The sequence below is a fragment of the Vibrio sp. 1F169 genome, assembly GCF_041439605.1.
GTDB classification, from domain to species: domain Bacteria; phylum Pseudomonadota; class Gammaproteobacteria; order Enterobacterales; family Vibrionaceae; genus Vibrio; species Vibrio tasmaniensis_A.
In genome coordinates, this window is sequence record NZ_JBGOOI010000003.1 from 48126 (window position 1) to 63876 (window position 15751).

At 44.1% G+C, this 15751-nt stretch carries 13 protein-coding genes; 8 read left to right on the forward strand and 5 right to left on the reverse strand.

From position 1 onward, the window contains the following. The first annotated feature begins 13 nt into the window (after nucleotides 1-13). Nucleotides 14-1480 carry a hypothetical protein gene (locus tag ACED53_RS01970; protein ID WP_017099784.1) on the forward strand — a complete coding sequence of 489 codons (1467 nt, stop codon included), beginning with the start codon at nucleotides 14-16 and terminating at the stop codon, nucleotides 1478-1480. Between the two features lie 119 nt (nucleotides 1481-1599). Here the strand turns inward: ACED53_RS01970 and ACED53_RS01975 are convergent, their stop codons facing one another. Further along, a complete protein-coding gene (locus ACED53_RS01975; protein ID WP_017099785.1) occupies nucleotides 1600-3231 on the reverse strand; it encodes an NAD(P)/FAD-dependent oxidoreductase in 1632 nt (543 codons plus the stop codon). 254 nt (nucleotides 3232-3485) lie between these two features. On the opposite strand from ACED53_RS01975, the gene fdxA reads away from it, so the two are divergent. Continuing rightward, nucleotides 3486-3809, forward strand: coding sequence for a ferredoxin FdxA (gene fdxA, locus ACED53_RS01980; RefSeq protein ID WP_009844780.1), 324 nt, complete (start codon nucleotides 3486-3488; stop codon nucleotides 3807-3809). Between the two features lie 97 nt (nucleotides 3810-3906). Here the strand turns inward: fdxA and ACED53_RS01985 are convergent, their stop codons facing one another. The 3 genes from ACED53_RS01985 to ACED53_RS01995 form a co-directional block, all read right to left on the reverse strand. After that, nucleotides 3907-4641, reverse strand: coding sequence for an RNA methyltransferase (locus ACED53_RS01985; protein WP_017099786.1), 735 nt, complete (start codon nucleotides 4639-4641; stop codon nucleotides 3907-3909). A 191-nt stretch (nucleotides 4642-4832) separates the two neighbouring features. Then, on the reverse strand, nucleotides 4833-5885 hold the full coding sequence (locus ACED53_RS01990; protein ID WP_017099787.1) for an aldo/keto reductase: 1053 nt from the start codon (nucleotides 5883-5885) through the stop codon (nucleotides 4833-4835). Nucleotides 5886-6233: 348 nt separating this feature from the next. Beyond that, nucleotides 6234-6380, reverse strand: coding sequence for a hypothetical protein (locus tag ACED53_RS01995; RefSeq protein ID WP_009844784.1), 147 nt, complete (start codon nucleotides 6378-6380; stop codon nucleotides 6234-6236). A 349-nt stretch (nucleotides 6381-6729) separates the two neighbouring features. Here ACED53_RS01995 and pepT point away from each other — a divergent pair, with 349 nt between their 5' ends. From pepT to ACED53_RS02010, 3 genes are all read left to right on the forward strand, one after another. Beyond that, entirely contained in the window at nucleotides 6730-7962 is a 1233-nt protein-coding gene (gene pepT / locus ACED53_RS02000) for a peptidase T (protein WP_017099788.1), read from the forward strand. Between the two features lie 76 nt (nucleotides 7963-8038). Continuing rightward, nucleotides 8039-8506, forward strand: coding sequence for a DM13 domain-containing protein (locus tag ACED53_RS02005; RefSeq protein ID WP_017099789.1), 468 nt, complete (start codon nucleotides 8039-8041; stop codon nucleotides 8504-8506). 211 nt (nucleotides 8507-8717) lie between these two features. Further along, nucleotides 8718-9560 carry a mechanosensitive ion channel family protein gene (locus ACED53_RS02010; protein WP_009844787.1) on the forward strand — a complete coding sequence of 281 codons (843 nt, stop codon included), beginning with the start codon at nucleotides 8718-8720 and terminating at the stop codon, nucleotides 9558-9560. Between the two features lie 116 nt (nucleotides 9561-9676). Here ACED53_RS02010 and ACED53_RS02015 read toward each other — a convergent pair whose 3' ends face one another. After that, entirely contained in the window at nucleotides 9677-10120 is a 444-nt protein-coding gene (locus tag ACED53_RS02015; protein ID WP_004731749.1) for a dCMP deaminase family protein, read from the reverse strand. 259 nt (nucleotides 10121-10379) lie between these two features. Between ACED53_RS02015 and ACED53_RS02020 the strand changes: the two genes are divergently transcribed. The 3 genes from ACED53_RS02020 (at nucleotide 10380) to ACED53_RS02030 (ending at nucleotide 15699) form a co-directional block, all read left to right on the forward strand. Further along, nucleotides 10380-11516 carry an efflux RND transporter periplasmic adaptor subunit gene (locus ACED53_RS02020; RefSeq protein ID WP_029225346.1) on the forward strand — a complete coding sequence of 379 codons (1137 nt, stop codon included), beginning with the start codon at nucleotides 10380-10382 and terminating at the stop codon, nucleotides 11514-11516. An 11-nt stretch (nucleotides 11517-11527) separates the two neighbouring features. Beyond that, on the forward strand, nucleotides 11528-14680 hold the full coding sequence (locus ACED53_RS02025) for an efflux RND transporter permease subunit (protein WP_017099791.1): 3153 nt from the start codon (nucleotides 11528-11530) through the stop codon (nucleotides 14678-14680). A gap of 332 nt (nucleotides 14681-15012) precedes the next feature. Beyond that, complete coding sequence (locus tag ACED53_RS02030) at nucleotides 15013-15699, forward strand: MaoC family dehydratase (RefSeq protein ID WP_009844790.1); 687 nt, start codon at nucleotides 15013-15015, stop codon at nucleotides 15697-15699. The last annotated feature ends 52 nt before the right edge of the window (nucleotides 15700-15751 follow it).

Sequence of the window (15751 nt, forward strand, 5' to 3'; positions counted from 1 at the left end):
AGGATCTCATCGAATGAAACTTAAGCTTATTTCTATCGCACTTATAGCTGGTGGTCTTGCTGCTTGTGGCGGGGGGGGAGGCGGTGGTAGCAGCAGTACAAGTGCTCCCGCTCCTCAAACAAAAACCTTACAAGGTGTTGCCATTGACGGGTATATTTCCGGTGCAACCGCGTTTCTAGACATCAATTATAATGGTGTATTGGATGAGGGAGAGCCAAGTAGTATCACGGACGATGAAGGCAGTTATCAATTGTCTTTAACTGGTTCTAACTCTGACTGTATGGACTATGCCCCAATTGTAGTGAATGTTCCGGTTGGTGCTATTGATGCGGATAGCCCTAACTCGCCGATTACTGAACCTTATCAATTGGTCTTCCCACCAGTAATGACAGTGAGTTCTGACCAAGAAATTAAATCTACTACGCCACTTACTACCGTTTTATGGAATCAGATCCAAGCCGACCTATATAAAGGTGGTTTAAACAGTTGTTCCGCTTTGAAGCAAGCTGTAAACACTCAAAATAGCATTATCCAAAATGTGAAGGAACATGATTTCCGAATTGCGAATCGATATAACATTGCAGTGAAAGACTTGTATGGCGACTTCGTCAAAGCCCAAAACACTGAGCTTTATGAATTAGCGCAGAAAATGATGCCAGCCATTAAAAAGTCGTATCAAGAGACTAAAGATATTCAAAAAGAAAACCCCAAAGCTCAGCAAGCCTATGTTGATTATTATTGGGAGCATTGGGACTATTCTAAAAAGAACGAAATTAATAAGTGGTATAAAGTTAAAACAGTGATGACCGCTGACAAGCTGATTGTTATTGAACATGAAGTGTCAGCTGATCTACAAACAGAACTAGAATTAAATAAGCACATTGAGCGTAATAGCCAGAAGAAAAATGGTTTGGAATATGACAAGGAAGCTTGGTTTTCATTGAGCAGTGATGGAACGCAGCACTCGTGTTCAGTTCAGGAAACAATTAAACAACAGGTGCAACCCAATTCACTAACCACCTTTGGTGTAAAGAATAGTGGTTGGTCTCAACAGCCTGATTGGGAAAGCTGTTCCACTCAAAGTGTGGGTAATGGATTTAGCCAAACTTTAACGTCAGATGTTGTTGGTGATTATAAAGACCAGTTTACTCAAACTCAGGTGAAGTACCATTATGGTTCAAATGCTCCTTACCCTGAGTGGGTCAATTTAGGTGATACTTTATCTAATATCTCACGAAGCGACTTTGATGTATTAAACTATCTATCAGTTGATTTCAATGAGAACACTGCACACGGTTCAGATAGTTGGACTCGTCATAAATATGCGCACATTGAAAATACACCTTTTGATTATACTCAGACGATAACGTCTAAAGATTCTCAAGGTAACTGGACTAGAGGTTATTATTACCAGAATGGGACAAGTCTGTTTGAGTGTTCAAATGATGGTGTGAACTGGTCAAAAAACACTTGTAAGTAAAGCCCGTCGATACCGAGTAAATCTAGATAATCCGTATGCAATAAAAAATCCAGTGTCTACAAGACACTGGATTTTTAGTTTTGGTTAATCGCAATTTAGCTTTGCTTTATCGAAAGTGCCTAAGCGATCTCAATTTTCTCAGCTTGGTTTTGTTCTACCATTGACAGTGCCAGCGCTTCCGCCGCTTTAATACCATCGATACCAGCAGATAGGATACCACCCGCGTAGCCTGCGCCTTCACCAGCAGGGAAGAAGCCCTTAAGGTTGATGCTTTGGTAGTCTTTACCACGCTTGATACATACAGGAGAAGACGTACGAGTCTCAACACCGGTTAGTAGGCCATCTGGCGTAGAGAAACCTTTGATCTTCTTCTCGAACGCTGGGATTGCTTCACGAATCGCTTCGATAGCAAAATCAGGCAGCGCTTTTGAAATGTCTGTTAGGTGGATACCCGGTGTGAATGATGGTTTTACTTCACCGATTTCACTTGGATCGCGACCTTTTAGGAAGTCACCGATTTTCTGTGCAGGGGCGTCGTAGTTCTCGCCACCTAGAACATAAGCGGCACTTTCTAATTCACGTTGTAAACGGATACCTGCTAGTGCATCACCTGGGTAATCTCGCTCTGGGTCGATCCCCACAACGATAGCACTGTTTGCGTTACGTTCTGCACGAGAGTATTGGCTCATGCCGTTGGTGACTACGCGGCCTTCTTCAGAAGTCGCGGCAACCACAGTACCACCCGGGCACATACAGAAGCTGTATACAGTGCGGCCATTTTTACAGTGGTGAACGAGTTTGTAGTCTGCAGCACCTAGGATAGGGTTGCCTGCGTTCTTACCGAAGCGAGCTTCATCGATCATCGCTTGCTTATGTTCGATACGGAAACCAACAGAGAAAGGCTTAGCTTCCATGTAAACGCCACGTTCGTGCAGCATTTCAAACGTATCACGAGCACTATGGCCAACAGCCAGTACAACGTGGCGAGATTTGATCTCTTCCCCGTTAGAAAGCGTCAAGCCAGTGATTTGACCGTCTTCCATGTGAACGTTATCAACGCGAGTGCTGAAGCGAATTTCGCCACCTAGCTCAATGATAGAAGCACGCATCTTCTCGATCATGGTAACCAGTTTAAAGGTACCGATGTGTGGCTTACTTACGTATAGGATTTCTTCAGGCGCACCTGCAGCAACGAATTCTTCGATTACTTTACGGCCGTAGTGCTTTGGATCTTTAACTTGGCTGTAAAGCTTACCGTCTGAGAATGTACCTGCGCCGCCTTCACCAAACTGTACGTTTGATTCAGTGTTCAGTGTACGCTTACGCCAGAAACCAAAGGTATCTTTCGTACGTTCACGAACTTCTTTACCACGCTCAACGATGATTGGATTGAAGCCCATTTGAGCAAGCACTAGGCCTGCGAACAAACCACAAGGGCCAAAACCGATAACGACAGGGCGCTCAGTTTGGTTCTCAACCGCTTTAGCCACGAATTTGTACTCCATGTCAGGAGTCACTTTTACATGCGGGTCGCTAATGAATTGCTCTAACAACTCAGCTTCGTTTTCAACGAGAACATCAAGCGTGTAGATAAGTAAGATTTTTGATTTCTTACGAGCATCGTAGCCACGTTTAAAGATATTAAAAGAAAGTACCTGATCAGAATTAATGCCAAGCTTCGCTTCAATAGCGTCTTGAATGGCTGATTCTTCGTGGTCTAGAGGGAGTTTAATTTCGGTTAAACGTATCATTTCGATGTCTCGTCTTTATAGGTGTCTTAGCTAGACCGCTTCTAAACGCAGAGTTTGATGAAAACGCTGATGTTGAAAGAAGCGATAAGCTCACAATGGCGCGCATTTTACGAGAAATTGATTTATCTGTCATACTAATTTGGAAACATGGAGCAAATAGACACGATATTAGAGCCGTATGATGTTGAATTTTGCCTTGGGATGAGTATTATCCTCCATTCTTCAATTTTGACTAACTTATAGAGCAGAGCATCATGGCATTTGTCGTAGGCGATAACTGTATTCAATGTAAATACACAGACTGTGTGGCGGTATGCCCCGCAGATGCGTTCCATGAAGGCCCGAATTTCATGGTAATCAACCCAATCGAATGCATTGATTGTGGTTTATGTGTACCTGAATGCGATGCTCAAGCGATCTTCCAAGAAGATGATCTGCCAGAAGATCAAAAGATCTTTATTGAAGTGAATGCCGAGCTTGCCGAAATCTGGCCGGTACAAACTGAAGTTAAAGCACCGATGGATGAAGCTGAAAAGTGGAATGGTGTCGCTGATAAGTTGGCAATGCTAGAAAAGTAATTGTTGAAAAGAACTCAAATAAAAAGGCGTACTGATTTAATCAATACGCCTTTTTTAATATCTGAGCAGTGTCGACTGGCTCGTTAGCTTATGAAATTTAGCTATGCTGACGACGCATGTTGTCGAGAATAATACCTGTCGCCATTGCTACGTTCAGAGACTCTGCGCCACCGAATGCAGGAATCGTAATCTTATCCGTTACGTATTTAGCCGCATGTTCGCGAATGCCGTGAGACTCACTACCCATCAGTAAAATACCGTTGGCAGTAAATTCCGTCTTATGAACACTTTCACCTTCTAAGAACGCTCCGTAAACAGGTAGGTTCGCTTGCTCTAAGTATTCAGGTAAGTCTGTTTGGCTTACGTGTACTCGGCCAAAGCTGCCCATGGTCGCGCTGATCGTTTTCGGGTTGTATGGATCTGCACAATCGCTGCTCGCAACGATATGCTTAATGCCATACCAGTCAGCTACGCGAATAATCGTACCTAGGTTGCCCGGATCAGATACACCATCCAGTGCAATCATTAACCCAGTAGCTTTTGGTAATTCAAACGTTGGGATCTCAACAACAGCAATCGCTGCATTGTTACTCACCAAAGTACTCGCTTTGGTCAGGTCATCCAGTGAAGCTTCAACACAATCAAACTCAAACAGTGACGCGTGATTTTCAGATAAGAAATCAGCCGTAGCAAAGACGTTCTTTACGACTAAGTCACTATTGAATAGCTCAAGTACGTTTTTTTCACCTTGAACTAGAAACAGGCCGTGGGCTTTACGTTGTTTCTTTTGGCCCAAAGCACGAAGGAGTTTTAATTGGTTTTTTGAGATCATGTTTTTATCCTAGATATAAGCCCGCGCATTATAGAGCAAAGGTTGGATAACCAAAAGCGTGATAACTCAATGCGATCCACTAAAAAGCAAAAGCAACCCACTTAAAAAAGAAAAGCGCACTAAATAGCGCGCTCTTATCTGATTTAATCATCTAACATTAAGCTGAACCCAAGATTAGCTGACCTGTATGATTAATATGGGGCAGGGTAGCGCTTAAACACGGTGTTGATATCGGTAAGGATCTCTTCTGACAACGGTTTGCTGAACGCTGCTACGTTCTCTTTCAGTTGTTCCATGGTGGTTGCGCCAATAATAGTGGAGGTGACACCATCAACTTGATTACACCACGCTAAAGCTAGTTGGCTCGGTGTAAATCCGTGAGCGTTCGCAACTTCGACATATCCTTTTACGGCTTCATTGGCAGACTCAGTGTCGCGGAAAATGCCTTTACGCTGCATGTAAGTCCAACGGCTTCCTTCTGGTCTCGCACCATCAATGTATTTGCCACTCAGCATGCCCGCTGCTAACGGTGACCATGGTAGGTAGGCGACGTCTTCGTGCACACAGTTTTCAATCAAATAAGGCCAGTCTTTCGCGTGCAGCAGGCTAAATTCATTCTGAATAGAGACCATTCGCGGTAAATCATGCTTCTCACTGAGTTTAAGGTAAGTGTTAATGCCCCAAGTGGTGTCATCAGACAAACCAACATGACGGATTTTTCCGGCTTTAATGCAGCTCGCTAGTGCTTGGAGGATCTCTAGCATCTCCGCTTCATGCTGCTTTCGGTCGATATCACTGAATCGAATATGATTCGGGAAATGCTTGCCAAAGTGAGGCGTCGTTCGGTTTGGCCAATGCAGTTGGTAAAGGTCGATATAGTCCGTTTGTAAACGCGCTAGTGAAGCGTCAACCGCTGCAATTACAGCTTCCCCCGTGATTGGCCCGCCATCTCGAACCCAAGGCAATCCCGGACCTGCAATTTTGCTGGCGATGATGACTTCTTGGCGGCGCTGCGGATTGCGAGCTAACCAGTTACCTATGATTGCTTCCGTTTTACCGTAGGTGTCTGGAGACGGTGGTACTGCGTACATCTCTGCGGTATCGATAAAGTTAATACCTTGGCTTAGCGAGTATTCGATTTGTTGGTCAGCTTGTTGTTGCGTATTTTGCAGCCCCCAAGTCATGCTGCCAAGGCAGATTCGGGAAACGGGAATTTGACTACTTCCTAGTTTTGAGTATTCCATTAAATTCGGGGTTCCTGTAGTGAGGCTCGTTAGTGCTCGCAGTGTGGATATTGAAAAAGGGCGAGTGAGGAATGAAAACGAATATAAATTATTAGCACAAAATGGCAACACAGGGTATGGCTTGGGCAAGTTTAATGAGTCATTTCTCATTGCAACAAATGAGTCTGCTTGATGATTGAGAAGCAACATACAAAAGACGCGATAGATAACAAGGTGTTAATAGATCAGGCGCCTGAATGAAGCTGCATTGGGATAAGAGAAAGGTTCAGAGACAAAAGAGCTCTACATCAACGAGAAGTAGAACTCTTTTTTAGGGGTTCTATAAACAAGTTCTGAGTATTGATTAAGTTACGAGGTCGCGTTGGTGTCAAAACCACCTTGAGATTGCGCCTGTCTTAGAGCTTCCTGCCTTTGAACTTCTTTCTCAGTTAATACTGGTTGAAGCGTTTCCTCAGAGGCTTGAGGAGAGAAAATGAAATATTTATTAATCGTCATAACTGTGTCTCCGTGTAACGTATGACAGATTCTGCATCAGGGATAAATTGTGATCATCATCCACTTTGTACTTTTTTTAGGCTGAGATCGGAGGGCGTAGAATGCGTACAAAGCGATCGCTTATCATCCGTATGCAATGTTGAACTGACGAAACCCTCTGTTTTCAAGTATAGGAAGCGCATCTAATTTCGCACAACAATGATTTAGAGCAATTACATACATGGTCAGGGGCGTAAGATGAAAAGCCTCGCGACTGACTCTGCGTACGTATTTGTCTAAAAATACATCGCTTATCTATCTTAATAATTAGGTCAGTAAATCAATTACTTAATCCATGGTGAGATGAATTATGGAAAAGCTTGTAGAACGTTTCCTGAATTACGTTACTTTTGATACTAAATCCGATCCTTCTAATCAGCAATGCCCAAGTTCACCGGGTCAAATTACTTTTGCTGAAGCCTTAAAGTTAGAATTGGTTGCATTAGAGTTAGTTGATGTGTCTTTAGACGAAAATGGCTATTTGATGGCGAAACTGCCGTCGAATGTCGATTATCCAGTGCCTGCGATTGGCTTTGTGGCGCATATGGATACCGCTCCTGATGCTTCAGGAGCAAATGTGAAACCACAAGTGATTAAAGATTACCAAGGTGGAACGATTGAATTAGGTGAAAGTGGCGAGAGTTTGAACCCAAGCCAATACCCAGACCTTGATTCTTTACATGGTCACGACCTTATTACGACTGACGGCACAACTCTGCTTGGTGCCGATAACAAAGCGGGCATCGCTGAAATCATCAGTGCGATTGCTTACCTGAAAGCGAATCCAGACATCAAACATGGCGACATCTGCATTGGTTTCACACCGGATGAAGAGATTGGCCGCGGTGCGAACCTGTTTGACGTTGAAAAATTTGGCGCCGAGTGGGCGTACACCATCGATGGTGGGCCAGTAGGGGAGTTGGAATTTGAGAACTTTAATGCCACGAGCGCTGATGTTATCTGTCATGGCGTGAACGTTCACCCAGGTACCGCCAAAGGTAAAATGGTGAACTCAATGAACATTGCAGCGCAATTCCAACTGATGATGCCTGCGCAAGAAACACCAGAGTGCACAGAAGGTTATGAAGGTTTTTACCACCTGAAGTCGGCTGAAATGGGGGTGGCTCGCTCTGAACTGGGATACATCATCCGTGATTTTGAACGTGAGGGTGTAGAAGCGCGTAAGGCATTCATGCAACAGAAAGTGGATGAGCTGAACGAGCGCCTAGAGAAAGGCCGTGTTGAGCTGGTGCTAACCGATAGCTACTTCAATATGAAAGAGATGGTTGAACCGCATCAACATATTATTGAATTAGCGAAGCAAGCGATGATTGAGTGCGATGTTGAGCCAATGATCAAGCCTATCCGAGGTGGTACAGACGGTGCTCGCTTATCTTTCATGGGGCTACCGTGTCCGAATATCTTTACTGGTGGCTACAACTTCCACGGTATTCACGAGTTCATTACCATTCAAGGCATGGAACAAGCGGTAGAAGTGATCGTGAAACTCTCTCAACGTACCGCTATTCACTATCAAAAATAGCCGCCTAAAACGCGATATCTCTTTGTATTTTTGAGAGTATTCATTAATACTCTCTTTAAGCATAAGGGAGTACGCGATGAAAAAGTTAGTTTTACTTTGCACCCACTTAGCCGTGGGTGCTTTTGGTTTTGGGCTTGGTGTCTACGCACTACCTATCTTGATTGAGCCTGATTCTCCTTCCTCAAGTTCTGTTGAAGCGATCAGTCAGCAGGCGATCTATACAGGTGAGTTCACCAAAGACCGACAAGACAGTGACTTTTTGCATTGGGGAGAGGGCATGGTCTCTGTCTCTGAAAGTGCGATAGCTTTTGAAGGTGAATTGGCGCCGGGGCCGGATTATAAGGTTTACCTATCACCTAAGTTTATTGAAACCGAACAGGCATTCAATGACAGCAAGAGTGAGTTACTGAGAGTCGGAGATGTAAAAACATTCGATCGATTTATGGTTAACCTCCCAGAAGGTACTGATCTTAATCGATTTAATACGGTTGTGATTTGGTGTGAAACTTTTGGCCAATTTATTACTTCTGCCAAGATAAAATGATAGCCTTACTAGGGCGTGTTGATCTTTCGAACAAAATTTAACCGCGAAAGGTCAACACGGCCTAATAGCTGATAAAAGCATGAAAAGGAGCGCTCTATTTTTGAGTGCTTTTTTATAATGCGTTTATTGGATTGAGTCAGTCGCTGTAAAGCTCATCGCTTTAATGATCGTCGTTATAAAGCTTAATTGTTGTAATACAAAGGAATAAATAATGGAAAAGATGTGGCAAGTAATAGATTTCTTACTCGCTAATAAGTTTATTTTTAGTGTGCTGATCATCTGCATTATATTAATAATCCGACGAATCACTTTGTCTCGAATCCGTGGTGATGTCGCTTTTCTTAGTGAAGACCAACGTAACTGGATGTCACGTACCAAAAACGGCACATTCGCGATTATTGTTGTGACGTTATTCGTGCTGTGGAAATCCGAAATCAGCGAATTTGCGCTGTCTGTTACCGCTATTGCGGTTGCGATAGTCGTGGCTTCAAAAGAGATCATTCTCTGTTTTACTGGCTCTATTCAGCGTGCGAGTTCTCGCTCATTTCGAATTGGTGATTGGATTGAAGTGGGCAAAATCAGCGGTGAGGTGATTGAGCACAACTTGATGGCGACTGTGATTCAAGAAATCGATTTGTATCATGGGCAATATCACTTCACTGGCAAGACTGCCACGCTGCCTAATAGCATGTTCTTCACTTATCCGGTAAAGAACCTCAACTTCATGAAGCGCTATGTTTATCATAACTTTTTTGTGACGGTGAAAGACTTTGTAAACCTATACCCTATGGTGCCGGGTCTTATCGTGAAAATTGAAGAGCATTGTGAAGAGTTTATCGATGTTGCCCGTCGTTACAATGGTGTGATTGAGAAGCACGCTGGGGTTGACCTTCCTGGCTCTGAACCGCACATTCATATCACGAGCAGCTCAACGGGTGAGCAAGAAGTCCACTTTATGATCTTCTGCCCGACAGAGAAAGCGATTCACCTTGAACAGGATATCCGTAAAGATTTCATGGAAGCTTACGCGTTGGCATTTCCCTCAAGTGACTAATACGATGCTGGAAGCTAACAAGTCCGAATAAAAAGAAAGCCGAGAGCGATAATATCGACTCTCGGCTTTTTTGTATTTGATATCTAGACTTAGACCTTGAGACCTAGCGTTAGAGATTAATCTAGGTCAGCGAGTGGCAACCAGTCTACTTCTACACCAGCTTGCTCAAACATATCTTGGCTTATCTTGATCTTATCTCCCCAACGAGAAAGGAAATCTTCACTTTGCTCTGGGCAATGTACCGCTGAAATTCCAGTTTGGATGATTTTTGCTGCACAGTTTGGACAAGGGAAGTGAGTGACCCAAACTTCACAACTGTCTAAATCACGTTTAGCAAACAAGATTGCATTTTCTTCAGCGTGAAGTGTCTTGAGGTATTTCATCTCGCGATCGTCAGTATCCGCACTATCAGACACGCCATGCGGGTAGCCATTAAAACCAACGGAAACAATACGGTTGTGCTTAGTGATTACGGCGCCGACTTGAGTTGAAGGATCTTTACTCCAAGAACCGACCAATTCCGCCATTTGATAGAAACGTTTAGCCCATTTTGAAATCATGAGAATTCCTTAACAATTAAATGTGAATGCTTATCTGTCTGACAATACATGATGTTAGACAATATCCATAGAGAACAAAAGCTGAGAGGTTGATTTACTTAGAAATTGTAACGCGTTTGTAATTACTTTATAAGCACTTAGTTTCAATTAACATATTGATACACTTTGGTTCGTTATAATTGATATTCCTCGGACAATAGTAACGGGTGTGTTACGTAAATTTTATACTGTTCAAATACTAACAAGTGACGGTATAACCATGCGTAAAAAGTTGATCCTTACGGCTCTTGCAAGCTCTCTTATTCTTGCTGGATGTGGGCAAGATGCTCAAAATGCCAAGCAAGCGCCTCTACCTCTCGTAGCAGTACAGGATGTTAGCGTTGTTTCTCACCAGCAAAGTAAGTCGTACATCGGTCGTATTGAAGCCGTTGAAGACACGGCTATCACAGCGCAGGTTTCTGGCTATCTACAAAGCCGTCATTTCAATGAAGGTCAAATGGTCGAAAAGGGCCAATTACTGTACTCCATTGAACCCTCTTCATTTGAAGCTGAAGTAGCAAGCGCAAAAGCGTCTGTTGCTCAAGCGAACGCGAACCTTAAAAAAGCCGAGCTTGATTTTAACCGAGGTAAGAACCTTCTCCCTAAGGGGAGTATTTCTCAATCGGAATTTGATGCATTGACAGCAAACTTATTGGGTTCTCAGGCACAGCTTGAAGCAAGTCAAGCACAACTCAATGCAGCCAATGTTCAGCTTTCTCATACCAAAATTATTGCGCCTTTCTCTGGACGAATCAGTGACACCAAAGTGAGCACGGGTGACTTGGTTTCACCGTCGTCAGGTGTATTAACTACGTTGGTTAGCCTAGATCCAATCCATGCATCGTTCAGCATCAGTGAGCGTGAGCGTATTGAGCTGGGTATGGATCGCATCGAAGGAGATGGCAGTAGCGATTCTGCAGGTGTTGAAGTTCAGATCATGCTTGAGAATGGTGAAGCGTTCGAACATCTAGGTCAGCTTGATTTCTTGGGTAACCGTATCAACCTCAATACTGGTACGATCGCGATGCGCGCAATTGCTGATAACCCGAACCAGCAATTACTTCCAGGCCAACACGTTCGCGTTGATCTACGTGAAAAGCAATCTATTGATGTTGTGACTATTCCGCATCGTGCGGTTCAAACCGACCTAGAAGGTGACTTTGTGATGGTATTGGTTGAAGGTGAAGCCGCACCCGTTGCTGAGCGCAGAAACATTGAGATGGGGCGACAAGTTGAAGGTGGTGTGATCGTTCATTCTGGTCTAGAGAAGAACGACGCAGTGATCACTCAAGGCCTACAGCGTGTACGTAATGGTATGTCTGTTCGTATTCAAGCTTCTGCTGAACAAGCTGAGTAAGGGGGCTATTTATGTTAAGTCGTTTCTTTATTCAAAGGCCTAAGTTTGCCCTTGTCATATCCATAATATTAACGCTGGCGGGTGCGATCTCTCTCGCTATCTTACCAGTGGCCGAATATCCAAAAATTAGCCCACCATCGGTCAGTGTGTCGGCATTCTACACGGGTGCCAGTGCTGAAGTGGTGGAACAGGCGATAGCCGACCCCATAGAAACGTCGGTTAACGGCGTTGAAGATATGATCTACATGTCTTCTAAGAGTGCTAATGATGGTTCATATAACCTTAACGTGACCTTTGATGTTGGTACTGATGCTGATATGGCTCAGGTCAACGTTCAGAACCGAGTTGCTCAAATCGAATCAAAGCTTCCTCAAGAAGTTAGAATGGTGGGCGTCACTGTTAAAAAGCGTTCACCTGACCTTTTGATGGTATTGAACTTCTATTCGCCAAACGGTGAGTACGACGATCAATTCCTGATCAACTACGTGAACTTAAACATTAAAGACCAATTGGCTCGTGTAAAGGGCATTAGTGAAGTTAATGTGTTGGGTGGTGGTGAATACGCGATGCGTGTTTGGTTAGATCCTGAGAAAATGGCTAACCTGAATATAACCACCTCTGACGTGAATCGCGCGTTGGCGGAGCAGAACGTTCAAGTCGCTGCAGGCCGTATTGGAGCTGCTCCTTATAACGACGCGCAAGAAGTGCAGTTCAACTTGGTAACAAAAGGCCGACTAGAAACGGCTGATGAGTTTGAAAATGTTGTGCTTCGTGCAAATCAAGACGGTTCAACGGTTTACCTAAAAGACATTGCACGTGTTGAGCTGGGTAAAAAGTTCTACGATGGTAATGGTAAATACCGTGGTCAAGATGCTTCGATCGTAACGCTGTCACTTCAGTCAGACGCTAACGCGCTGGAAAGTGGTAAAGCGGTAATGGCGATGCTAGACAATCTAAGCAAAAACTTCCCTGATGGCGTTGCTTATGAAGCGAGTTATGACACCACACTCTTCGTTGCTGAGTCGATTAAGGGCGTAGTCAAAACACTTATCGAAGCAATTTTGCTGGTTATCGCAGTAACGTACTTGTTCTTGGGCAGTGCCCGTGCAACCTTGATTCCTGTGGTTGCGATTCCGGTATCTTTGATTGGTACTTTTGCGATCATGCAGATGACCGGCTTTACCATTAATACAGTAACCCTGTTTGGTTTGATTTTGGCGATTGGTATCGTAGTAGATGATGCGATCTTGGTTATCGAGAACGTAGATACTACGATGGCCAAAGATCCTACCATTTCACCGCGAAAAGCAACGCTTATCGCAATGAAAGAAGTAACGGGGCCAATTGTTACCTCAACCTTGGTTCTGTTAGCGGTATTCATCCCAGTAGCGATGCTGCCAGGTATTACCGGCATCATGTATCGTCAGTTCGCTCTGACTATCTGTATCGCGGTTGTTATCTCGTCAATTAACGCACTGACCTTGTCTCCTGCATTGTGTTCATTGGTTCTTAAACAGGGTGGTGGTAACACAGCACGTTGGTACCAAGCGTTTAACCGTGGTCTTGAATCAGTAACCAACAAATACGGTCAAATTGCAGGCTTCCTTGTGAAAAAGGGGGTTCTACTGTTTACCTTCTTTGTTGTGGCACTAGCGGCGGTAACTTACTTCGCGAAAACTACATCTACGGCATTTGTACCTCAAGAAGATAAAGGCATCTTGCTGGTTAACGTGCAGCTTCCTGACGCGGCATCACTGTCTCGTACAGAAGATGTGACTGAGCAATTGCTAGAGATGGTTGAGCAAGAGCCGGGTGTTGATGGTGTAACACTGGTTAACGGCTATGCATTCATGACGGGCGCTTCTGCTTCGAATGGTGCCTCGTTATTTATCAAACTGCATGATTGGGATATGCGTAACGCACTGGACGGTCAACATTCAGCGCAAGCTATCTCACAACGTATTAACGGTCGAGCAGCAACAGAATTGCCTCAAGCGATTGTATTTGCAATGGGACCTCCTGCGGTTCCGGGCATGGGTGCTGCGTCTGGTTTTGAGTTTGTTCTCGAAGATACATTAGGTCGTAGCCGCACGGATCTAGCGATGGTCATGAATGACGTGATTGCTGAGGCAAACAAACAGCCTGAGATTTCACATACCTTCAGTACCTTTCGCGCTAATGTACCTCACTACTATGTCGATATTGATCGTGAGAAAGCGCAACAACTTGGTATTCCGCTGTCGGAAATATTCCAAACGCTACAAGGCAATCTTGGATCAATGTACGTGAATGACTTTACCATGTTTGGTAAGAATTTCCGTGTCACCATGCAAGCAGACAGTGAACACCGTAGCAGCATGGATGACCTACAACGATTCCACGTACGTTCGTCTAATGGCGAGATGATCCCGTTAAGCACATTGGTGACTTACGACCAGATCTTCGAGCCGGACGTAGCATGGCGTTACAACATGTACCGCAGTGCGGTGATTCAAGGGCAACCAGCACCGGGTTACTCAAGCGGTGATGCGATTGCTGCAATGGAACGTGTTGCGGCTGATGTACTGCCGCAGGGTTATCAGTACGAATGGACAGGCATGGCTTACCAAGAAGTACTAGCCGGTAACCAAGCGATCTTTGCTTTTGCACTGGCTCTGATCTTCATCTATCTGTTCATGGTGGCGCAGTACGAGAGTTGGACAATCCCTATAGCGATTATCTTAGTGGTACCGGTTGCAACCTTAGGTTCTTTCTTGGCGCTGAACCTGACAGGCACACCGCTGAATCTCTATGCACAAATTGGTTTGGTTCTCTTGATAGCTTTGGCCGCGAAGAACGCAATCTTGATTGTGGAATTCGCAAAGGTTGAGCGTGAAGAGAAAGACGCACCGATTGAAGATGCGGCGGTGAAGGGCGGTACGCTGCGTTTTCGTGCTGTGAACATGACGTCTTGGTCATTCATTTTAGGTATATTCCCGCTTATCTTCGCTGCGGGTGCTGGTCACGTGAGTCAAAACTCATTGGGTATTTCTCTGATTGGTGGCCTGCTATGTGTGTTGTTAGCGGGTACGTTCCTAATCCCTGGCTTCTATGCATTCGTGCAACGTAAGCGTGAGAAGGCACACGGTGGCAATACCAAGTTGATTCCACTGGACGATGAATAGGGAAGTTAGTGTCTTGTAGGATGAGCCCTTTACAAGGTTTCTCCTTGGTAATTAATTTCTTGTAAAAACGAAGGCTTAGCATTGTGCTAAGCCTTTTTTATTCCACTTGTGAATAAAGAATCTGTTTATATAATGAAATGTTTATTATAAGGTAGAGTTAATACTCCAATTAAAGCTCTCCAATAAAATGGTGTTTTATTCTTAAGTTGTTGTTTTTGTTGGATATATAAGTGTTCAGCTAACACTTGTATGCTCGAAAGTATTTGCACAATAGTGTGAAGTGTTTCAAAATTACCAAGTTATATTGAAATATTTTGTGCATTGAGGTTCTTATGAAAGTCATTGATTTATTTAAACACCGAGGCGACAGCGTGTCTTCGCAACACTCAGAGTTTATGCAATGGATGTCTCCAGCTCTTAGAGATTACTGGGGAGACTTTCTGAATCGCACGCAAAATAGTCATTTCTTTGCGTGGGTTCGTGATCACCACAAACCTGCTGTCAATGAAGATGCGCCAGAGATGCCTGTTGAACCACAGATCGTACTTAAGCCAGAAGCACAACTTGTATTTGATGAGCTTGAACAGCAGATCGGTGAAGTGATCCATACTGGTGATTGGATCAATGTAAGCCAAGACAGAATCAACCAGTTTGGCCTCGTTACTGAAGATATGCAGTGGATTCATACAGAGCCTTCTAAGGCTGAAACAGATTCTCCGTTCAAAACAACCATTGCACATGGTTTTCTGACTTTGTCTCTGCTTCCTCGACTGACAGACAGTGTTGATCCTGACAAATCTCAATTCCCAACGGCGAAGATGGTTGTAAACATTGGTCTTAACCAAGTACGTTTCCCATACCCTGTAAAATCGGGCAGTAACGTTCGCGCTAAAAGTACGCTAACAAAAGTAACGCCAATTAAGAAAGGCCTAGAGATTGAACGCGAAATCCGCGTAGAGATCGAAGGCATCCGTCGTCCTGGTGCTGTGATTGTTTCGGTGATTCAACTTCACTTCTAGAGCTTTTTTATAAGTAGAATTGCTTTTAGCGAAGATTATAGATTCAAAAAAA